Source organism: Marinobacter sediminum (genome assembly GCF_023657445.1).
In the GTDB taxonomy this organism is placed as follows: Bacteria; Pseudomonadota; Gammaproteobacteria; order Pseudomonadales; family Oleiphilaceae; genus Marinobacter; species Marinobacter sediminum_A.
Genome location: NZ_JAGTWY010000001.1, coordinates 897,048 through 916,167 on the forward strand (window position 1 = coordinate 897,048; position 19,120 = coordinate 916,167).

General features: G+C 55.5%; 19 protein-coding genes. 5 read left to right on the forward strand and 14 right to left on the reverse strand.

Going from position 1 to position 19,120, the window contains the following annotated elements:
- Positions 1-37 precede the first annotated feature (37 nt).
- Together KFJ24_RS04320 and KFJ24_RS04325 are read left to right on the forward strand one after the other, a co-directional pair.
- Complete coding sequence (locus KFJ24_RS04320; protein ID WP_250829845.1) at positions 38-1,663, forward strand: OmpP1/FadL family transporter; 1,626 nt, start codon at positions 38-40, stop codon at positions 1,661-1,663.
- 51 nt (positions 1,664-1,714) lie between these two features.
- A complete protein-coding gene (locus tag KFJ24_RS04325) occupies positions 1,715-2,779 on the forward strand; it encodes a MalM family protein (protein ID WP_250829846.1) in 1,065 nt (354 codons plus the stop codon).
- A gap of 10 nt (positions 2,780-2,789) precedes the next feature.
- On the opposite strand, the gene KFJ24_RS04330 is transcribed toward KFJ24_RS04325, so the two are convergent.
- From KFJ24_RS04330 to KFJ24_RS04340, 3 genes are read right to left on the reverse strand one after another with little or no spacing between them, the layout of a single operon-like run.
- Entirely contained in the window at positions 2,790-3,824 is a 1,035-nt protein-coding gene (locus tag KFJ24_RS04330) for a polysaccharide deacetylase family protein (protein WP_250829847.1), read from the reverse strand.
- 44 nt (positions 3,825-3,868) lie between these two features.
- Positions 3,869-4,534, reverse strand: a complete 666-nt coding sequence (locus tag KFJ24_RS04335) for a DNA-J related domain-containing protein (protein WP_250829848.1) — start codon at positions 4,532-4,534, stop codon at positions 3,869-3,871.
- 27 nt (positions 4,535-4,561) lie between these two features.
- The gene (locus KFJ24_RS04340) at positions 4,562-5,206 is read right to left on the reverse strand and encodes a TetR/AcrR family transcriptional regulator (protein ID WP_250829849.1); all 645 of its coding nucleotides are present in this window, start codon (positions 5,204-5,206) and stop codon (positions 4,562-4,564) included.
- A 72-nt stretch (positions 5,207-5,278) separates the two neighbouring features.
- Between KFJ24_RS04340 and ttcA the strand changes: the two genes are divergently transcribed.
- Positions 5,279-6,193, forward strand: a complete 915-nt coding sequence (ttcA, locus tag KFJ24_RS04345) for a tRNA 2-thiocytidine(32) synthetase TtcA (RefSeq protein WP_250829850.1) — start codon at positions 5,279-5,281, stop codon at positions 6,191-6,193.
- Between the two features lie 46 nt (positions 6,194-6,239).
- Here ttcA and KFJ24_RS04350 read toward each other — a convergent pair whose 3' ends face one another.
- From KFJ24_RS04350 to ccoN, 9 genes are all read right to left on the reverse strand, one after another.
- Positions 6,240-6,929 (reverse strand): sulfite exporter TauE/SafE family protein, encoded by a 690-nt coding sequence (locus tag KFJ24_RS04350; protein ID WP_250829851.1) that lies wholly within the window; start codon positions 6,927-6,929, stop codon positions 6,240-6,242.
- Positions 6,929-7,171: a cbb3-type cytochrome oxidase assembly protein CcoS gene (ccoS, locus tag KFJ24_RS04355; RefSeq protein ID WP_250829852.1), complete on the reverse strand. Its 243-nt coding sequence runs from the start codon at positions 7,169-7,171 to the stop codon at positions 6,929-6,931. The genes KFJ24_RS04350 and ccoS overlap by 1 nt, the downstream gene beginning before the upstream one ends.
- Before the next feature lie 41 nt (positions 7,172-7,212).
- Positions 7,213-9,663, reverse strand: a complete 2,451-nt coding sequence (locus KFJ24_RS04360) for a heavy metal translocating P-type ATPase (RefSeq protein ID WP_250829853.1) — start codon at positions 9,661-9,663, stop codon at positions 7,213-7,215.
- Positions 9,660-10,175 (reverse strand): FixH family protein, encoded by a 516-nt coding sequence (locus tag KFJ24_RS04365; protein ID WP_250829854.1) that lies wholly within the window; start codon positions 10,173-10,175, stop codon positions 9,660-9,662. The genes KFJ24_RS04360 and KFJ24_RS04365 overlap by 4 nt, the downstream gene beginning before the upstream one ends.
- A 45-nt stretch (positions 10,176-10,220) precedes the next feature.
- On the reverse strand, positions 10,221-11,651 hold the full coding sequence (gene ccoG, locus KFJ24_RS04370; RefSeq protein WP_250829855.1) for a cytochrome c oxidase accessory protein CcoG: 1,431 nt from the start codon (positions 11,649-11,651) through the stop codon (positions 10,221-10,223).
- A 134-nt stretch (positions 11,652-11,785) separates the two neighbouring features.
- Complete coding sequence (gene ccoP, locus KFJ24_RS04375; RefSeq protein WP_250829856.1) at positions 11,786-12,676, reverse strand: cytochrome-c oxidase, cbb3-type subunit III; 891 nt, start codon at positions 12,674-12,676, stop codon at positions 11,786-11,788.
- Entirely contained in the window at positions 12,673-12,858 is a 186-nt protein-coding gene (locus KFJ24_RS04380) for a cbb3-type cytochrome oxidase subunit 3 (protein ID WP_250829857.1), read from the reverse strand. Before KFJ24_RS04380 ends, ccoP begins: the two co-directional genes overlap by 4 nt.
- A 4-nt stretch (positions 12,859-12,862) precedes the next feature.
- Positions 12,863-13,471, reverse strand: coding sequence for a cytochrome-c oxidase, cbb3-type subunit II (gene ccoO / locus KFJ24_RS04385; RefSeq protein WP_250829858.1), 609 nt, complete (start codon positions 13,469-13,471; stop codon positions 12,863-12,865).
- Between the two features lie 15 nt (positions 13,472-13,486).
- The gene (gene ccoN / locus KFJ24_RS04390; RefSeq protein ID WP_250829859.1) at positions 13,487-14,917 is read right to left on the reverse strand and encodes a cytochrome-c oxidase, cbb3-type subunit I; all 1,431 of its coding nucleotides are present in this window, start codon (positions 14,915-14,917) and stop codon (positions 13,487-13,489) included.
- A 220-nt stretch (positions 14,918-15,137) separates the two neighbouring features.
- Between ccoN and KFJ24_RS04395 the strand changes: the two genes are divergently transcribed.
- Positions 15,138-15,785 (forward strand): alpha/beta family hydrolase, encoded by a 648-nt coding sequence (locus KFJ24_RS04395; protein ID WP_250829860.1) that lies wholly within the window; start codon positions 15,138-15,140, stop codon positions 15,783-15,785.
- Positions 15,786-15,787: 2 nt separating this feature from the next.
- Here the strand turns inward: KFJ24_RS04395 and KFJ24_RS04400 are convergent, their stop codons facing one another.
- Positions 15,788-17,629 (reverse strand): sensor domain-containing diguanylate cyclase, encoded by a 1,842-nt coding sequence (locus tag KFJ24_RS04400; RefSeq protein ID WP_250829861.1) that lies wholly within the window; start codon positions 17,627-17,629, stop codon positions 15,788-15,790.
- A gap of 115 nt (positions 17,630-17,744) precedes the next feature.
- On the opposite strand from KFJ24_RS04400, the gene rlmM reads away from it, so the two are divergent.
- Positions 17,745-18,821: a 23S rRNA (cytidine(2498)-2'-O)-methyltransferase RlmM gene (gene rlmM / locus KFJ24_RS04405; protein WP_250829862.1), complete on the forward strand. Its 1,077-nt coding sequence runs from the start codon at positions 17,745-17,747 to the stop codon at positions 18,819-18,821.
- Here the strand turns inward: rlmM and KFJ24_RS04410 are convergent.
- Positions 18,818-19,108 (reverse strand): antibiotic biosynthesis monooxygenase family protein, encoded by a 291-nt coding sequence (locus KFJ24_RS04410; protein WP_250829863.1) that lies wholly within the window; start codon positions 19,106-19,108, stop codon positions 18,818-18,820. The genes rlmM and KFJ24_RS04410 overlap by 4 nt on opposite strands.
- Positions 19,109-19,120: the final 12 nt, after the last annotated feature.

A 19,120-nucleotide genomic window follows, 5' to 3' on the forward strand; every position in this document is an offset into this window, starting at 1 on the left:
TGGTGCGGACGACGTTTTACGGGAAGGGAAGGACTTCATGGGAAAAAATAGCCACAAGCGTCAGATTCTCGGGGCTTTGATTGCCGCGACCATCTCATGTGGTGCCGAGGCTCAGCTTGCGCAGAATCTCACTATTCACCCGAAGGCCCTCGCTCTGGGTAATGCCGTAACGGCGGATCCCCCGGGAATAATGGCGATTCACTACAATCCGGCTGGCCTGACCAAACTGGATGGTCGTCAGCTGGAAGTGAACCTGATGAGCGTCTATCTGGATATAGATGCTGACTTTATCGCGCCAGACGGGTACGAAATTTTTGGCATTGATGGACTGGAAACCGACCCTCTGACAGGGAAGCAGAAAGACCCGGTGGCAAATACCCACAGCCATACCAATAACGTGGCCCTTTACGTTCCCGGCTTCGGCATCCTGAGAACACCTCCCGGCCCGGCGCTCGCTCCATCTGCCGGTATCAGCATCAACCCTCCAGGCTCCAAACTGACCTTCGCCAATGCATTCTATTTGCCGTTGGCAGCAGGATTCTACCGGGATAAAGATGATCCCGGGCGTTATCAACCACAGGCAACGGCTCTACAGAGGACAACCTATCTTTCACCAACTGTTGGCTATGAAATTAACGACGAGTGGTCAGTTGGTGCGGGCATCCATCTGTCCCATATGGGGATTGCGGCCGACCAGTATATGCGTGCCCCAAACCTGCTTCTCGGGGTTGCAGAGATTCTTCAGGACGCCTTCAACTGTGAAAGTGGTGATGAACCGCTTCAGCCATGGCTGGCCCTGTGCGGTGGTAACGTTGGCCCATGGGATGATATCGGTGCTCTGAGCATCAATGTTCAGGAAACCCTGTCGCCGACTTATGCTCTGGGTGTCATGTGGGAGCCTACAGACTGGTTCAGCTGGGGGGCGAGCTATACCTCCGAAGCTGAAATGAACATGAAGGGCACCTTTGAAATCCAGTATACCGACGACTGGTCCGGATTCTGGCAGAGTGTTAACGGCTCGGTACTCGGTGCCATTACTTCAGCCATTCTCAGTTTGCCCTCGGGGGCCCCGAGAGAAGCGGGCAACGTAAGTATGGATCTGGTGTATCCACAGCACTTCCAGACCGGTATCAGTGTCGATGTCCACCCGAAGCTGACGTTGAATGCCGATATTGGTTGGACCGATTACGAGCAGTGGGACGCCTTTGTCTTTCGCTTTGATCGCAATCTGGAGTTCCTGAATGCCGCAAGGATTCTGTCTCCTGAAAACGCCACGCCCAATACCCTTAGGCTTCCTCTAGGCTTCAAAAGCCAGTGGAACTGGGCTTTTGGAGCTGAGTTCCACGCCTCATCCCGACTGGATCTCAGGGCCGGCGTTGAAATCCGGGATTCAGTTATCCCCGATGACCAGCGCCAGGTGATGGCACCCTTTGGTGGCGCTAACCTCTACAGCATTGGTATGGGCTATAAATGGGACAAGAATACCGAGATTGATATGAATCTCAGCTACCTGCATTCCATCGAAACCATTCCGGCAGATACCAGCTGTAACCTGAACTGCGACAATATCACCAATATAATTTACAACCCCTATGCCGGGCTGGATGTCAAAACTTCCCTCCGGGTTGTGATGGCGGGTCTGAGCTTCCGCACCAGGTTCTGAGTGCCGGCCCCGAAAGATGGGATAGTTGACGCCATGAAAACCAGCGTGATTATGAGATCAGCAGTACTCTCTGTAATGGCCGTTCTGGCCGGCGGTTGCCAGGTAGGTGGCTCGGCCGTTTCCGATCGAGAAGGTTATTTCACCTGGGTGGATGAACAGGGCCGAGTGCGTTACTCACCCATTGTGGAGTCGACTGAAAGGGATTCGGCAAAAAAACTGGAAACCGTCAGTAATCGGCCACCAAAGCAGAGCGCAGCGCCAGAGGAAAAAGAAACGATGGGTCAGTCTGTCGGGGGCGGGGCATCCCGAACGCTGGAAGAGCAATCCGAATACACTCTTGAAAACTACCCGGACGCGGATCAGCTTGCAAAGGATGGATATGTTCGTCCGGGTGAGCGACAGCCTTACTTCACCTGGCGAGATGCAGACGGTAATGTCCGGGTCAGTTATTACGAGCCGGATACTCGCACGGATAACGAAAAGGGGCAGGCGCCGGCTCCCATCGAACTAACACCAGCCAGTATCTATCATGCCGGTCCGGACATGAAGCTCGCAGAGCCCGTCTCAGGCAGTGATCCCGACGCGTTTGCCGTTCTGGGTATTGAGTCTGGTGCAGAGGACTTCTTTACCCGCTTTTCCAGGTCCTGTTGTCAGGGGCTGGACACAAGGGATCACGAGGAATGGCAGCAGGGCCGTGAGTTTGGTATCAATATCACCGACGATTCCCCCGTTCATGACTTCATAACGGGCCAAAGTCCCTATCAGCTGGTCGCTCTGTCCAGTGTAATCACGCATCCGGATTTCATTATGCGTATGCGCTCTTATGCCAAAGGCGGCGTGTTCGTGCCATCCCTGTTGTTTCTGGACCGGAATTTTGCCCCGGTCCGACTCGTGACAGATCTGATCGGCAAGTATGAGCCTGAAAACTGGCACCGTAGGGGCTTTCTTGAGTCATGGATACCTGTATTCCCGGGCCAGGGGGAGCGTTGGATTGTATTCTTCACCCGGGATCAGGACCTTGATGGCCAGGAAGTCATAGAAACAAGGCAGGGGCCACAAGCCATTCCTCACGTGTCCGACGGTGAAATCGGTCTGATGATGGCAGAGGAGGACTGATCCGCAACACTCAGTCCTCCGGTTGGCTCAGGTCCAGCCATTGCTGTGATAGCCAATAAAAACGACCGTTGCCGGCAGGGTACGTGCAGTTGTAACGGAAGCGTCGGCTGTTGAATGCCTTTGGTGCCTGAACCTGAACCGGGCCCTCCGCCGTTTCGCTGAATTCGATCCGACCCATTCCGGACGCAAAACAAGTGAGCCTTGAGGCCGTCATATCGGCAGGCAGATTCAGGGACAGTAGCGGAGGATTTGAGTTGATAACTCCGTCAGGGAGCGTCTTTGCGTCGACTGGAAGTGCCTTGCTTCGAAGTTTGTTTTCCAGACTGTCGAGCTGACCATAAGCGTTGGCCATAGGGAAGCGTGGCAACCTGGTTTTACCGGAGCTTTCACCGATGGGCCCGCTTTGTTGGCCATAACCGTACCAGCCTCTATCGGAGATCATGCCCTCCAGAGCCTCATCAAACTCTCCATAGGGGTAGGCGAACATCGGGGCATCTGTTCCAAGCTTTGCACTCAGCTGGGTCTGGGCATCATCCAGGCTGTGCCTGACTCTTTTTCGCCATTCGTTTTGGGATTCGTTCGGCTTTCTGGCCAGGTGGCCATGATCGGCACTGTGGTTTGCAATGGTTACTCCGTCCTGTTCTGTGAGCGTGGAGAGCTGCTCCCAGGTCATATATCCAGACCCGCCTACGGCAGAGGTGTTTACGAATATAGTATAGGGGAAGCCATATTCGGCCAGCATCGGTGCTGCTGAGGAGTAAACGGAGTCGTAGGCATCGTCGAACGTTATCGCAACCCGGTTGTTTCCGGTATTTTCGCCATCAAGGGCCTCTGAGGTGCCTGCCTGCAGTGGTACGACTGACAGTCCGGTCTCCCGGATAAACTGCATCTGTGCCTCGAAAAGTGAAACCGATGTGCTGGTGGAGTGGGGTGTGGAATCACTGACATGATGATATTGGAGCACCGCGAGGTCAGCTCGAGAACCGAGTGCGATGGTTGTCAGCACAATAAATATCGATAGATTCAGAAAGGTTCGTTTGGCCATGGGGTGTCCTTTGAAATGGTTATGAAAACCAGCGTGATCTCTGCTCAACTGATCAGGCGGAAATGAGTTTTGAGCACTGAAAATGCGTGATTGAGCCTCTGGATGGTTTCGGTATCCCCCCCGCGGTCGGGGTGCGACTGCATGACAGCCCTTCGAAATCGTTTCTTCACTTCCGGAAAGCTCTCTGGCATGCCGTCAAAGCCGAGGCTTTCTGCCGCAGCCAGAGTCTCTGAGTGCTCTGGTGCAATGCCCTGCCTGCCGGTCCAGAAATCGTCCATCATCCTCTGTATTGCATCTTCCGGGAGGCGGTACTGGGAGAGATCCAGATAGAACTGCCTGAGGCTGTCCAGGCTATCGGGCATGCCAAGGCCACCAACCACATCTGCAACCGAAAGGCGGATGTTGAGGGGGGAGATGACGAGGATTTCCCCCGTTTCGGCAAGCTGGTCGCGTAACCTATAAAGTACGTGAAACAGCAGAAAATGTACCGGATAGAGGTTTTCCGGCTCGTTGAACCGAACCTCGCCAATCAGTTGCCATGGCGGTTGCTGCAACGACTTGATCAGCCCCAGCTCGTTGATGCCTGCCGGAGCGCGACGCAGCTCATGCTCAACGGCTACCAGCATATGCTGAATTTGCTGTTCCAGCACAGCGTCGCTGTCGCTTTGATGGACCCGCGGTATTTTCGGGCCAGAAGTGAAGTTCGCCATGGACCCATGGTAGGGGACTGGGCGCGATCAGGAAAGGGCGGAGAGTTCGGGGATCCCGCCCATAAACATGGCGGTGGAGAAACGGGTCGCCAGGAGGGCTTCCCGGTCAGCGGTTTCCGGTGCCTGACGAGCCCGGCGTGCAACCGCGAGGCTCATTTCATAGGCAACCCCGAAGAATGCGGCGCACAGGTACTCGTGGTCCAGCTCGGGTAACAAGCCGCGCTTCATGGCTTTTCTCAAGTCTTCTTCAAGCGATAACATCGCCAGTCCCAGAATATCGGAGCCAAAGAGCTCGCGCAGGGCCCGGTCATTACGGTGCGCCAACTCGTAGACGAGCGGGTCGCGGGCGGTGGCTGTGTACAGCGATAGATAGGCGTAATGGATAAAGTCTTCTCTGCTATCTGCAGCGCGCCGGTTCTGGATCAGATTGTCGTTGAGACGGGCCAGAAAATCCGTCAGCAGGGCCGCGAAAATATCCTGTTTGCTTGAGAAATAATTATAGAAGGTGCCCGCAGCCAGACCAGTGTGACGGACAATGTCCCGGATGGTGGAGTTGTCGTAGCCTTGTTCCCGAAAACATTCCCGGGCCGCATCAAGAATGGCGTTGCGGTTTCGGGCCCGGTTAAGTTCCCGTTTTCCGGTGATTGCTTCTTTCGACTGCAACATATCCATGTTGGCATCCTGTCCCTGAATCCATGTGACGCGTATAATCCCACGCTCATTTATCCTGTGAACGTAGTTGGTATGTCCGAAGCCATGATAGCCAGTCCCGAACAGTCTCAGACCGCTGAGTTTGAGCGCAGCCAGAAACTGGAGCTGAACAAACTGCAGAAACGTCTGCGCCGTGAAGTCGGCCAGGCTATTGCTGAATTCTCGATGATTGAAGCCGGAGACAAGGTTATGTGCTGTCTGTCTGGTGGCAAGGATTCCTATGCCATGCTGGACATTCTGCTCAACCTGCAGAAAAGCGCACCGGTTTCTTTCGATCTGATTGCGGTCAACCTGGACCAGAAGCAGCCGGGGTTCCCTGAGGAAGTGTTGCCCGAGTACCTGAAAGCCCTGGGTATCGAGTATCACATCATCGAGAAGGACACCTACAGTATTGTTAAGGAAAAAGTACCAGAAGGGAAGACTACCTGCGGTCTGTGCTCCCGACTACGTCGTGGGATCCTCTATAATTTTGCTGAAGAGCATGGTGTGACCAAGATCGCGCTGGGCCATCATCGTGATGATTTGCTGGAAACCCTGTTCCTGAACATGTTCTACGGTGGCAAGCTCAAGTCCATGCCCCCTGTGTTGCACAGTGACGATGGGCGCAACACCGTCATCCGGCCGCTGGCGTTCAGCCGGGAGAAGGATATTGCACGGTATGCCGCGCTACGGGAGTTTCCGATCATTCCCTGCAACCTGTGCGGTTCCCAGGAAAACCTTCAACGCCAGGTGATCAAGGACATGTTCCAGTCCTGGGACAAGCAACATCCGGGGCGCCTTGAAACCATGTTTCGGGCTATGTGCAACGTTGAGCCTTCGCATCTTGCGGACACCGATCTGTATGATTTCCGGGAAGGTAAGCGACTGGGTGGGAAGCGCCAGGCTGTTGAGACGGCGGATCCCGAGGAAAGCTCGAGCTTTGGCCGTCTGGATGTGCTGAATATCTAGGAAGAGAGACTGGGGGTCTTTGAGAGAGGGCTTTCAGGCCCTGTTTTCAAAAACCTGTTAAAGCCCTCAGGGGCATTGTCCAGAGCCCAAACAGAATCAGCAGGCCGCCGGTCACCTTACGGACGAACGAGTGGCTTTGAAGTCCGCGTACCCAGTTGGCAGCGTAGCCGGTAGCCAGCATGGATGGCAGGGTACCCAGCCCGAAGAACACCATGGTCAGGGACGCCGAACCTACCGTAGGTTGCAATGCAGCCCACCCAAGCGTGCTGTAGATGAGTCCGCAAGGCAGCCAGCCCCAGAGTATCCCGAGCGCCAACGCCTGGCCGACGTGATTGACGGGCAAAAACCGCCGTGTGAGCGGGGAAAGGCGTTTCCAGACGGGCGCACCCAGTTTCTCGACATACCGGATACCCTGCCACCACTGCCCCATGGAGAGCCCCATAAAAATCAGCAGCAGGCCGGCAATGCTGCGCAGTACCAGTCCGAGGTCTGCCCACTGGCTGGCAGCAGAAGTGCTCAAGAGCGCCACCAGGGCAGCAATCAGCGCGTAACTGGCAATCCGGCCGAAGTTGAACGCGAGCAACATCAGTGTCTGGCGGAATCGGAAGCCTCTGCCTACCGGCAGAGCCATGGACAGTGATGCACTGATGCCGCCGCACATACCCAGGCAATGGGTACTCCCGAGCAGGCCAATCAAAAATGCACTGGGATAGCTGAGGTAGAGTTCCGGTGCCATCAGCTTTTCGGAGGTTCCTGGTCCGGGTCACCGGCGTCCGTCGTGTTTTGCTGATCTTTCGCAGAGGGTTTATCAGTACGTGCTTCGTCCGGAATCATGTCTTTGTCATCGTCATAGAGAATCCGATGAGCAGGACCTTCCAGGTCGTCGTACTGGCCGTTCTTGACGGCCCACGAAAACAGGACAATGCCCAGGGCCACTACAATCAGCACGAGCGGAACCAGGATCATTACAATTTGCACGGCAGACCTCGCTGAGGCGGATAAAGTATGGGGGTAAGGTATCAGGACAGCGCCTGAGCGCCAACTGCTGGCTTGTCTTGAGCCACCTCTTGAGCTGGTGCTCTGCCAAGCCGGAGGGCGTTCAGTACTACGACCAACGAGCTGAGGGACATACCGATGGCGGCAAGCCAGGGAGGGACCATGCCAGCCGCAGCCAGGGGCAGAGCGCATACGTTATAGACCAGGGCCCAGACAAGGTTCTGGCGGATAACCTTTCGGGTCTGACGACTGGTTTTCAAAGCTTCAACCAGTTGCATGAGCTGCCCATTCAGCAAAACTGCATCGGCCTTGAGTTGGGTAAGGTCTGCTGCGGTGCCCATCGCAACTGAAATCCCTGCACCGGCCATAGAGGGTAGATCGTTCAGGCCATCCCCAACCATCATGATGCTACGGCCTTCGTTTCTGAGTTTTTCCAGTACTTCCAGTTTTTGTTCCGGTGATGCCTGACCAATCGCCTCCTCAATACCCAGAGTCCTGGCCACTTCAGCGACATGGCCAGACCGGTCCCCACTTAGCAGAATGGTTCGGATCCCGGCTTCCCGCAGGGCTTTGATTGCGCTTGCAGCATCTTCTCTGGGCTCGTCATCAAGCCTGAAACTGGCGAGCCATTCCTGATCAGACGCCAGCCAGATTTCCATGCCCTGATGACTCATGGAGTCAGGTGCAGGCGCCTGGATTCGATCCTGAATAAATTCCTTGTGGCCGATGTAGAAAATCTGCCCGTCAAGCATGCCCGACAGACCGCCACCGAGAAAGTTTTCTACCTGCTCTATCGCTGCTGAAGGGCGGGAGTGGAAAACCCGCGCGACAGGATGTTCCGAGTGTTTCTCCAGCCCTGCTGCCAACTTCAGGCATGCTGACTCATCCAGACTGCCGAATGTCTGCTGTCCGATAAGGCTCAGTTCGCCTTTTGTCAGAGTGCCGGTTTTGTCGAAAATAATGGTGTCGATGGTGTTCATCGATTCCAGTGTGTGACCACGGGTGGGCAGAAAGCCCAGTCGTCTCAGCTTTACCGTTGCCGAGGTGATCGCCGTAGGCGTCGCGAGGGAAAGGGCACAGGGGCAGGTGACAACCAGTACTGAAAGGGTAATGTCGAAGGCGTTATTCGCTCCTGCCAGCCACCATCCAACCCAGACAATCGGCGCGAGAATCAGAACCCGCCCGACAAACTTTCCCGCGATCCGGTCCGCCATTCGGGCTACGGGTGGCTTTTCGGCCTGAACCCGGTCGAGCACACGAAGTATGCCTGAAAGCCGAGTCTGTGCGCCTGCCTTGTTGACGCGCACGTCGAGCGGGTTTTCCCCGTTAATGCTGCCAGCGTGAACGATATCACCCGGTGATCGTGTTTCCGGAAGGTATTCTCCGGTAAGAGCGGCTTCATTCAGAGTGGATTGGCCACGAATGATTTCCCCGTCAATGGGCAGGGTTTCGCCTGGACGGATTCGAACAATGTCGCCCGGCCTAATCTGGTGGGCCGGCACGATATCCGTCTGACTGCCTTCCACCCGGGCTGCGACCGTAGGATGAAAGCCAGCCAGTGCATTACCTGTCAGCCCCGCCCGGTAACGTGCCTGCACTTCAACGTAGCGGCCCAGTAGCAGGAAGAAGGTAAACATGCACACGGACTCGAAGTAGACTTCCTCGCCACCGAAAACTGTCACCCAGGTACTGGCCAGATACGCAAGGCCGATGGCAATGGCAACCGGGACGTCCATGGTAAGTTGTCGGCTAGTTATGTCCCGGCGGGCGTTGCGAAAGAAGGGACGCGCGCTGTAGAAAACCACCGGAGTGGCGATCAGCAGGCTGAACCAGCGAAAGAAAACGACAAACTCCGGTGAAATGTCATTCACCATGTCGAAATAGAGCGGAAAGGCCAGCATCATGCTTTGAAAGGAACCGATACCTGCGAGGGTCAGCCTGATGAGCATGGAGCGATGTTCCGCTTTAAGCGCCTGTTCTACCTCGTCTGGCTGATAGGGCCGGGCAGTATAGCCAAGTTCGTGTATGGCGATGAGCAGGTCGCTCAGCCTGACCTTATCCTGAGCCCAGATCAGGCGGGCTCGTTGGGTTGTATGATTCACTGAAAAGGTCAGCACGCCCGGCTGCTTTTTCATGTGGTTTTCCAGCAACCAGATGCAGGCGGCGCAGGTGATCCCGCCAATAAGCAACTGGGCTTCCTGGCCACCTTTAACAGGGGACACGAAAGAGTCCTGGACCACAGGGTGATCCAGTTCCCTGAGGCGGCCAAGCTCGGAGGAGGTTAACTGGCGTGGGGTGACTGCGGGCTCGGTGCGAAAGTCATAGAACCCGTTCAGCCCCTCGGTATGAATGGTTTCACAAACAGCCTTGCAGCCCTGGCAACAGAAGTGCCGGGCTTCACCATTCAGTTCGAGAGTAATGGGCGGATCGCCGGTCGCCGGTTCGCCGCAATGAAAGCATTCCAGGGGGGTCACCCTCGGGCAGAACCTTCTGCACGGACGGTGATCCCGTTCTGGGCAGGCAGCTGGGCTTCACCTTTCAGTCGCCACTCATTGTCAGGGCCACGCAGGTCGTAATACCAGCGACCGTTGATGTCCTCCAGCATTTGCCCCCTGTAATGCCCGGTTCCGGTTCTCTGGAATTGAATCGTTCTGTCCCTGTCTGCCAGGGTTGGGTGGAAAAGGTTCAATACCAGATACGGAAAATCGGCAGGACCGCTTTCAGTATTCAGGTCCAGGGAAACAGCGCGGCTATCAAAGTTGAGTTGTGCCACGATCCCCAGATCAGCCGCTTTTTGATCCCGGGCTATCTCGAGGTTGATTCCGCGACCTGCCTTGGAGTAATCGTCTGTCACCATCGTATCTTTCATGTTGGTCGCAACGATGATCATGACAGTGCACCAGATAATAGCCGCCAGGGGGAAAATGGTCAGAAACCAGAACCAGGGCTGGCGATACCAGGGTGCTACAGGAGCTTGTTCGGTCATATTACTCAATCTCGTCAAAAAACAGTGTGGTTGCCGCAATATCGATTATTGCGTTGGACCGACAAATCGGCTTTCAGTTTCCAGCTTCAGGGAATTATCGGTTGTCGATTCGGCCCGGAAACGTATTTCATTGTTGGACTCGTTTATAGATTCAGGCGGCACATCGACCACGGTCGGTAACGCACGGTTTTCTCCGCTTTCTACAGTGACGGATGTCTTTGTCAGAATCTGAATGTCCTCGAGGCCACTCACCGACAGTGAGAAGGTCTGCGGGACCTCCGTCATGTTGGCGATTTTCAGGGTGTAGGAGTTCTCAATACGGCCCTGGCCGTTAAAACTGAAGAGCGCACCCCGGTCCCGGAGGGCATCCATTTGTGCCGGTACGCGGGTGGCAATCGTGAATACAATGGCTCCAATCATCAGTGATAGTACGGCACCATAGCCAAAGGTTCGCGGGCGTAGCAATTTGGAGGTCTTGCCCTCGAGCTCATTTTCCGTGGTATAGCGGATAAGCCCTCTGGGGTAATTCATCTTGTCCATGATTTCGTCGCAGGCATCAATACACAGGGCACAACCGATGCATTCGTATTGGAGGCCATCACGGATATCAATACCGGTGGGGCAAACCTGAACACACTGGCCACAGTCGATGCAGTCACCGAGGCCGGCCTCGGCCGGGTCTACGCCTTTCTTTCGGCCACCGCGGGGCTCACCACGATTAGGGTCGTATGAAACGACTCGTGTGTTGGGGTCGAACATCACCGACTGAAAGCGGGCGTACGGGCACATATACAGGCAAACCTGTTCACGCATCCAGCCGGCGTTAAGGTAGGTGGCGACGGTGAAAAAGGCGACCCAGAAATAAGCCCAGCCGTTGGCCTGCAGAGTAAACAGGTCCGCGATCAGCTCCCGAATCGGATAAAAATAACCAACAAAGGTCAGACCCGTTGCGAGTGCAATCAAAAGCCAGGCTATATGTTTGGCTGACTTCTTTGCCATTTTCTCCGCCGAGCCGGGTGCCTTGTCGAGCTTCATGCGCTTGTTCCGGCTACCCTCAATGCGCTCCTCAACCCACATAAAAATGAATGTCCACACGGTTTGCGGGCAGGTATAACCACACCAGACCCGTCCAAACAGGGTAGTGACGAAGAACAGGCCAAAGGCGCAGATGATCAGCATCCCGGACAGAAGGATGAAATCCTTGGGGTAGAAGGTCATGCCGTAGAGATGGAATTCCCGGGCGGGGAGGTCAAAGTGGATGAGCGGCTGGCCGTCCAGCGTCAGCCACACAAACAGAAAATACATGCCCATCAACATCAGAAGACTGACATTGCGGATACGCTGGAAGAAACCTTTGACTTCCTTTACGTAAATCTTTTTGCGGCTGGCGTAGAGTTCTACAGTTCCGGTTTTGTTGTTTTTGTCGGAGGAATCAGAGGACGGGTCAACCTGCTTGACCGGAATCTCACTGCTCATCGTTACCTCCCGATGAAATGATAGAGCGGGGGAGCTGGCCCGGAAAGGGCTGCTGATCTTTTCAAGCCTGTGCCCGCGATGGAGCAGACACAGGGTTGAACAGACCAGGCCGGGGAAAACCCCGGCCGGAAGACTCAGTTCGACAAGCTGTAAACGTACGCTGCCAGGATCTGAATCTGATCGTCGGAGAGGCGACCGCCCTGAGCCGGCATCTGGTTCTGACGCCCGTTCATTACGGTTTCCTTGATCCATTTGTAAGTGGAACCATAAAGCCAGGTGTTATCGGTAAGGTTAGGCGCACCGACAGACTCCATGCCTTTGCCATCCGCGCCATGACAGGCCGCGCAGCCCTGTGCAAATACGGCTTTCCCGGCTTCGGCTGCTTCGGCATCCTTCTCACGACCGCTAAAGCTGAGCACGTAGTTCACAACCTGATCAACCTGCTCGCCGGTCATGTTGGGCATTACACCTTTAGCAGGCATGTTACCCATCCGACCATTATGCAGCGTCTCAAGAATGGCATCGGGCGTACCGCCATATAGCCAATCGTCATCTGTCAGGTTGGGGAAGCCAACCTGGCCTCGGGCCGCAGAGCCGTGGCATACGGCACAGTTGTTGGCAAACAAACGCTGACCAATCTTCAGTGCATCCTCGTTGGCAGACAGCTCAACTACCGGCGTACTCCCGTATTGTGCGTAGATCTCACCATATTTCTCTTCAGCGGCAGCGACTTCTGCTTCCCACTGATTTTGGGAGGTCCAGCCCAACAGGCCCTTCCAGTTGCCGAGACCCGGGTAGAGGGCCAGATAGCCCAACGCGAACACGCAGGTTGCGAGGAATAGATAGAACCACCACTTCGGCAGAGGATTATCATACTCCTCAATTCCGTCGAAGGAATGGCCCATTGTCCGGTCTGTTTCCACGTCCGTGGTCTGGCTCTTTCGGGTTGACCACAGAAGCCATACACAGCCAAAAACAGTACCGAGCACGATCACGCTGATCCAGACGCTCCAGAAGGTACTCATTGTTTCTTCTCCGTTTTTTCCTGTTCGAGAGTACGCTTTCCAACTTCGTCATCGTCGAACGGCAGGTGTGCTGCCTCGTCGTTGGCTTTCTTACGGTGTGCGCTATATGCCCACCAGACGATGCCAAGGAAGACCGCCATGACCAGAAGGGTGTGAATACCGCGTAGCTCGTTTAAATCCATGGGATCACCGTTTGTCTGAAATCACAGTACCCAGCTGTTGCAGGTATGCGACCAGAGCCTCGATTTCAAATTTGCCTTCAATTTCCGATGCTGCATTGGCAATCTGCTCATCGGTGTACGGCACGCCCAGAGTCTGCAGGGTTTCCATCTTTGCAGTGATCTGAGTGTGGTCCACACGATCCTCAAACAGCCAGGGGAAAGCGGGCATATTGGATTCCGGCACTACACTGCGGGGGTTGTACAGGTGCTGGCGCTGCCATGCATCCGAGTAACGACCACCAACGCGGGCAAGATCCGGACCGGTGCGCTTGGAGCCCCACAGGAACGGGCGGTCATAAACAAACTCGCCCGCAACGGAGTAGTGGCCATAGCGCTCGGTTTCTGCCCGGAACGGACGAATTTGCTGCGTATGGCACACGTGGCAGCCTTCGCGGATGTAGATGTCCCGGCCTTCCAGTGCCAGTGCGGAGTAGGGCTCCAGGCCCTCCACCGGCTCATTTGTCTGCTTCAGGAAGAACAGTGGGACAACTTCAACCAGGAAGCCGCCGCTAATGGTCAGGATGATCAGAACGATCATCAGACCAATGTTCTTTTCAATAGTTTCGTGTTTCATCTGGTCTCTCTCCCGTTACGCCGCCTGAACTGCTGCGTTGTCCTGCGCAACCGCCTGCTTCTGGCGAACGGTCATGTACACGTTGTAGGCCATGAACAGCATGCCGCTCAGGAAGATGACGCCACCCAGGAAGCGGACGAAGTAGCCCGGATAAGACGCTTCCAGCGCTTCAACAAAGCTGTAGGTAAGCGTGCCGTCTTCGTTCACTGCACGCCACATCAGGCCCTGCATGATTCCGTTGACCCACATGGCAACGATGTAGAGTACGGTGCCCACGGTTGCGAGCCAGAAGTGAACGTTGATCAGGGCAGTGCTGTACATTGCCTGCAGGCCCCACAGTTTGGGAATCAGGTGATAAACCGCACCGATACTGATCATTGCTACCCAGCCCAGGGCGCCAGAGTGAACGTGACCGATGGTCCAGTCCGTGTTGTGGGACAGAGCGTTGACGGTCTTGATGGACATCATCGGACCTTCAAACGTGGACATACCGTAGAAGGACAGGGAAACAACGAGGAAGCGCAGGATCGGGTCTGTACGCAGCTTGTGCCAGGCACCGGACAGGGTCATCATGCCGTTGATCATACCGCCCCAGGACGGAGCCAGAAGAATCAGGGACATGACCATGCCAGCAGTCTGGGCCCAGTCAGGCAGGGCAGAGTAGTGCAGGTGATGGCCGCCGGCCCATACATAGGTCGCGATCAGGGCCCAAAAGTGAACGATGGAAAGGCGGTAGGAATATACCGGTCGCTCGGCCTGCTTCGGAACGAAGTAGTACATCATGCCGAGGAAACCAGCCGTCAGGAAGAAGCCTACCGCATTATGGCCATACCACCACTGCATCATGGCGTCAGTCACACCGGCATAAGCGGAGTAGGACTTGAACGCTGATACAGGCAGGGCAAGGTTGTTACCAATATGCAGCACGGCAACGGTAATAATGAAGGCGCCGTAGAACCAGTTAGCCACATAGATGTGTGGCGTGCTGCGCTTCATGACGGTGCCGAAGAATACGAGTGCGTAGACAACCCAGACGACCGCAATGGCGATATCGATGGGCCACTCGAGCTCCGCGTATTCCTTGGACGTAGTCAGGCCCATTGGCAGGGTGATGGCCGCCGATACAATAATCGCCTGCCAGCCCCAGAACGTGAACGCTGCCAGGCTGTCTGAAATCAAACGGGCCTGACAGGTACGTTGCACTACGTAATAAGCGGTAGCAAAAAGAGCGCTTCCACCAAAGCCGAAGATGACGGCGTTGGTATGCAGCGGCCGGAGACGGCCGAAGTGGGTAAAGGGCAGGTCGAGGTTGAGGGACGGCCAGACCAGCTGTGCTGCAATCAACACACCCAGCGCCATACCTACAATACCCCATACCACTGTCATGATGGCGAACTGTCTCACCACCTTGTAGTTGTATGTCAGGTTTGCATTTACTGTGCTCATAGCCTTACCAATGGGTTTAAAATGGGGGAATATGCGGGCGCAAGTATGGAGAAACCCTAAGCTCTTTGCAATGACTCAGGTCAACTCCTGAACCCTGTCAAATGCGCCTAAATCAGCAACATGGCACTCTTCCCTGTTTCAATTTTGGGGTCTTTTCGCGTGGGAATATGCTGTTGCCTGCGGTCTAATGATAGTCCCTTTAAAAGCCGAGGTGCATGCAATGGAATTGATTAAGACCAAAGGATATGAAAAAGGCACTGAAGTTGTAATGATTCTGGCTCATGGGGCGGGTGCACCGGCTGATTCTCCGTTTATGAAGGAGCTGGCTGAAGCGCTCGACCAAAATGGCATTCCCAGTGCGCGTTTTGAATTTCTCTACATGCAGAAACGTCGGGATGATGGCAAGAAACGGCCGCCGGATCGTCAGCCAAAGCTGTTGGAGCGGTTTTCGGAGGCTGTGGATAAGGTTCGGCAGGAGGTTGGCACTGAATGTCTGCTGCTTGTAGGTGGGAAGTCCATGGGCGGCCGCATGGCCAGTATTCTGGCCAGCGAGCGCACCGGTATTGACGGCGTCGCCTGTTTTGGTTATCCGTTTCATCCCCCGGGTAAGCCAGATCGGTGGCGCACCGGGCATTTCAGTCAACTGACCTGTCCGATGCTGGTGGTTCAGGGCACCCGGGATCCGTTCGGGAAACGGGAAGAGCTGGTGGAGGTGGAGTCAGAAATGAGCGGGATAAAAGTGCACTGGCTTGAAGGGGGCAATCATGATTTTCAGCCGCTGGCCCGGCAGAACAGCAGTCAGAGGCATCTGATTTTTGAAGCCGCCAAGGAAACCAGACACTTTGTGGATCAGCATCTCAAGCGCTGAGGTCAGTCCGCAGGTATGGTTTCCGACACGATCACCCGGTTACGCCCTCCGGCCTTAGCCTGATAAAGCGCCTCATCCGCCCTTGCAAATAAGTCGCTCTGCCCCTCGCCGTAGTTGAGCGCCGCAACACCCGCGCTCAGAGTAATGCTGGCGTCGGCCCCGTCGGGGGCGGTTAACGAGGTGGTCGCTGCCTCGTGAAGAATCTCCTGGCAAACCTTGAGGGCGCCTTCGACATCTGTACCTGGCAGGAGCAAGGCGAATTCTTCTCCACCAAACCGGATGGCAATATCCCGCGGGCGCTTTACATGCCCGGTCAGGATTTCCGCAATAAGCTGAAGGCAGGTATCGCCGAAGCTGTGGCCCCAGGTGTCGTTAACGACCTTGAAGTGGTCTGCATCAATCAGTGCCAGCGTAAACGGCTGGCCTGTTCGACGAGATTCGGCGCAGAGTTCAGGCAGAATGTTGTCCATGTGCCTGCGATTATGGAGTCCGGTCAAGGCGTCATTGAGGCTGAGAGTGGCTAATTGCCGGTTGGCCTGTTCAAGTTCTCTCATCGTATTCCTCAGCTGGGCCGTACGCTCGTGGACCTTGAACTCCAGATCTGTCCGGGCGTTGTGCTCAACGGCCAGCAACTTCTCGTTCAACAGGCGCCAACGTTGAACCATGGCATAGTTCAGCAGTATTACCTGCCCGCCAACCGCGACCTGCATAAGGGATTCCCGGGCGAGAAAATCTGCCAGGTATCCGAAGGCAGCCAGCGCATAGACAAGTCCGCCTATCAACATGATCAGCCACGCAAGCACATACCACATGGCCGGCTGGTAGCCCTGGCGCCAGCGCACTATTGCGATGAAAAACAGGCTGGAAATGACAGTCAGGGCCAATACTGTATTGAGCAGGATGGTTTTGTTGTATGGAAGAATCACGGTAAATATCAGGAATCCAACGCAGAGCCAGGCCAGCGCCTTGAGCACGTTTTCGGCAACTGTTTGTTTCTCCACTTCCAGGAATGAGCGGCCGAACAGAGTCATGGAGAGGGCGCACAAAGCGAGGGCCAGCGGGATAGATGTGTTGGCAAAACCGGCACTGTCTGGCCAGAAGTACTGGTTGGCAAAACCCCCCATTGAGAACATGAACAGCCCCATGGCTGCCATATAAAACGCATTGTAGAAGTATGGGACTGTGCCCGAGCTGAAGAACAGCAGGATATTGAAAACCGCAAATACGAGCAGGGCTCCGTAAAACAGACCGTGGGTGAGAGTCAGGTGATTGCTCTGGGCAATCACCTGTTCCGGGGTTTCGAAGCTCAGTGGCACGTTGAGGGCCCCGCTGCTTCTGATTCGCAGGGTTATCGCGCGGGATTCGCCCGGGGCGAGCGTGACGGGGAGGAGGAAATAGCGGTAGTCTATGCCCCTTGATTTGAAAGGGTACTGGTCGCCGGTTTTGAGGCGATCATACTGGCCGTTGCCGGATTGCCAGAACGAGACTTCGTCAAGCAGAGGATAATTGAGTTTCAGGTACCAGAGATCCTGGGCCGGTCCCGAGTTTTTTACGTTCAGATGTACCCAGTACACCGAGTTGGTGTGACTGAACACCAGATCGTGACCCATGGCGGGAGTCCAGGCCAGGCCGTCTGGCAATTCATCCGGCCTTACTGCGTCGTGGGCGGGATCACCGGGCCCCGCACTGTAAAAGCAGATGTAGTGCATAAGCGATTGTCTGGCTTGGCTATCTGTCGCTTCCAGAACCGGGCATTTCATGTCGGATGGCGGAGAATCCGGCAGAGCGGTGGCCGGCATCAGGTACAGGATCATGATGGCAAACAGGCGCATACTCAGCGACATACAGGCGTTCCCACAGACAACAGGTCAGGGAGTGTAGCTAAACCACACAAACTCCTCTGTTAAACAGTTTCAAATTTACAGGGTTGCCTTTGCTTCCCCCGATTACAGGTTTTGCATGGAACAGATTCTTGCGTTTTGCCGTCCAGGCTTTGAGGCCGAGGCTGGTCGTGAGCTTACCGACAAAGGCGCCGAATGCGGCGTTTTTGGATATTTCGAGCCGGAAAAGGGGCAGGGGTTCGTACGGTTTTCCCTGGCTGGGCCCGAAACGGCAGAAACGATGCTGGCTCGGGTAGACCTTGAAGACCTGGTCTTTGTCCGGGACTGGTTTGTTGTGCTTGGACAGTTTCCTCTGCCTGAGCAGGACCGGGTGGGGGCCGTGATTGCCGGTCTTGGTGATCTGAACCGGGGTTATCCGGGGTGCGCCCGACTGGAAATCAGATTGCCGGAGAATAATGGCGATCGTGATCTGGGAAACTTTGCCCGTAAGTGGATGTCGCCTTTGTCTCGCGGGTTGAGAGGGGCTGGTTTGCTGAAGGCTGACCAGAATGCGCCGGCGCCTGCAAGGCTTGAGATCCTGTTGCCGGATTTTCAGCAGGCAGTTATAGGCTTCAGTGTTGAAGGCAACCGGGCGCGTTATGTCGGCGGTATTCCCAGGTTGCGTCTGCCTGCTTCCGCCCCCAGTCGATCGGCGCTAAAACTGGAAGAAGCCTGGAAGGTTTTTCTGCCACCGGAGCAGGAACTGGATTATCTGGGCGGCGGCAAAAAGGCGGCCGACCTGGGGGCCGCCCCCGGCGGCTGGACATGGCAGCTGGTGCGTCAGGGCATGTTTGTTACAGCGGTGGATAACGGGCCGATGGATGCGGAACTGATGGCGTCTGGACAGGTGGATCATGTGGAGGCGGATGGATACAGCTGGCGCCCGAAACGCGGGATCGACTGGATGGTGTGCGATATAGTCGATCAGCCACGAAAAACCGCAAATCTTGCGGTGGACTGGGTTGGCGGCGGCTACGCCCGGTTCGCGGTGTTTAACCTGAAGCTACCGATGAAGAAACGTTACGATGAGTGGCTGATCTGCCGCGATATCATCGTTAAGGGTCTGGCAGAGGCTGGCATTGGGTACAGGCTCAAGGCGCGCCATCTCTACCATGACCGGGAGGAGATCACCTGCTTCATCGAACGAACGGGTTAGACCGCACTGTGTTCCAGAACAGTGATTATTTCGTTGCGGTCCATCATGGGAACAAGCTCTAACATGAGTTCGCGGCGCTGTTGTGAATGGTACCACCGGTCCCAGTCAACTTCCGATCGCCAGTTGGCCAGGGTTATTCTGTGGTTGGGATCATGGCTATCGGACAGTGTTTCGCCTGAAATAAACCCGGGCGCGCTGACAGCCTGTTGCAGCACCTTGCGGGCGCGCTCCTCATAGGCATCTTCCAGGGTTTCCGCGATATGACGTTCAATGAGAACCCGGATCATGACTCACCTCCA

What these genes read in the sequence shown, in the direction of transcription:
- KFJ24_RS04320 (WP_250829845.1), top strand. Translation starts at nt 38, where the DNA reads ATGGGAAAAAATAGCCACAAGCGTCAGATTCTCGGGGCTTTGATTGCC.
- KFJ24_RS04325 (WP_250829846.1), top strand. Translation starts at nt 1,715, where the DNA reads ATGAGATCAGCAGTACTCTCTGTAATGGCCGTTCTGGCCGGCGGTTGC.
- KFJ24_RS04330 (WP_250829847.1), bottom strand. Translation starts at nt 3,824, where the DNA reads ATGGCCAAACGAACCTTTCTGAATCTATCGATATTTATTGTGCTGACA.
- KFJ24_RS04335 (WP_250829848.1), bottom strand. Translation starts at nt 4,534, where the DNA reads ATGGCGAACTTCACTTCTGGCCCGAAAATACCGCGGGTCCATCAAAGC.
- KFJ24_RS04340 (WP_250829849.1), bottom strand. Translation starts at nt 5,206, where the DNA reads ATGGATATGTTGCAGTCGAAAGAAGCAATCACCGGAAAACGGGAACTT.
- ttcA (WP_250829850.1), top strand. Translation starts at nt 5,279, where the DNA reads ATGTCCGAAGCCATGATAGCCAGTCCCGAACAGTCTCAGACCGCTGAG.
- KFJ24_RS04350 (WP_250829851.1), bottom strand. Translation starts at nt 6,929, where the DNA reads ATGGCACCGGAACTCTACCTCAGCTATCCCAGTGCATTTTTGATTGGC.
- KFJ24_RS04365 (WP_250829854.1), bottom strand. Translation starts at nt 10,175, where the DNA reads ATGACCGAACAAGCTCCTGTAGCACCCTGGTATCGCCAGCCCTGGTTC.
- ccoG (WP_250829855.1), bottom strand. Translation starts at nt 11,651, where the DNA reads ATGAGCAGTGAGATTCCGGTCAAGCAGGTTGACCCGTCCTCTGATTCC.
- ccoP (WP_250829856.1), bottom strand. Translation starts at nt 12,676, where the DNA reads ATGAGTACCTTCTGGAGCGTCTGGATCAGCGTGATCGTGCTCGGTACT.
- KFJ24_RS04380 (WP_250829857.1), bottom strand. Translation starts at nt 12,858, where the DNA reads ATGGATTTAAACGAGCTACGCGGTATTCACACCCTTCTGGTCATGGCG.
- ccoO (WP_250829858.1), bottom strand. Translation starts at nt 13,471, where the DNA reads ATGAAACACGAAACTATTGAAAAGAACATTGGTCTGATGATCGTTCTG.
- ccoN (WP_250829859.1), bottom strand. Translation starts at nt 14,917, where the DNA reads ATGAGCACAGTAAATGCAAACCTGACATACAACTACAAGGTGGTGAGA.
- KFJ24_RS04395 (WP_250829860.1), top strand. Translation starts at nt 15,138, where the DNA reads ATGGAATTGATTAAGACCAAAGGATATGAAAAAGGCACTGAAGTTGTA.
- KFJ24_RS04400 (WP_250829861.1), bottom strand. Translation starts at nt 17,629, where the DNA reads ATGTCGCTGAGTATGCGCCTGTTTGCCATCATGATCCTGTACCTGATG.
- rlmM (WP_250829862.1), top strand. Translation starts at nt 17,745, where the DNA reads ATGGAACAGATTCTTGCGTTTTGCCGTCCAGGCTTTGAGGCCGAGGCT.
- KFJ24_RS04410 (WP_250829863.1), bottom strand. Translation starts at nt 19,108, where the DNA reads ATGATCCGGGTTCTCATTGAACGTCATATCGCGGAAACCCTGGAAGAT.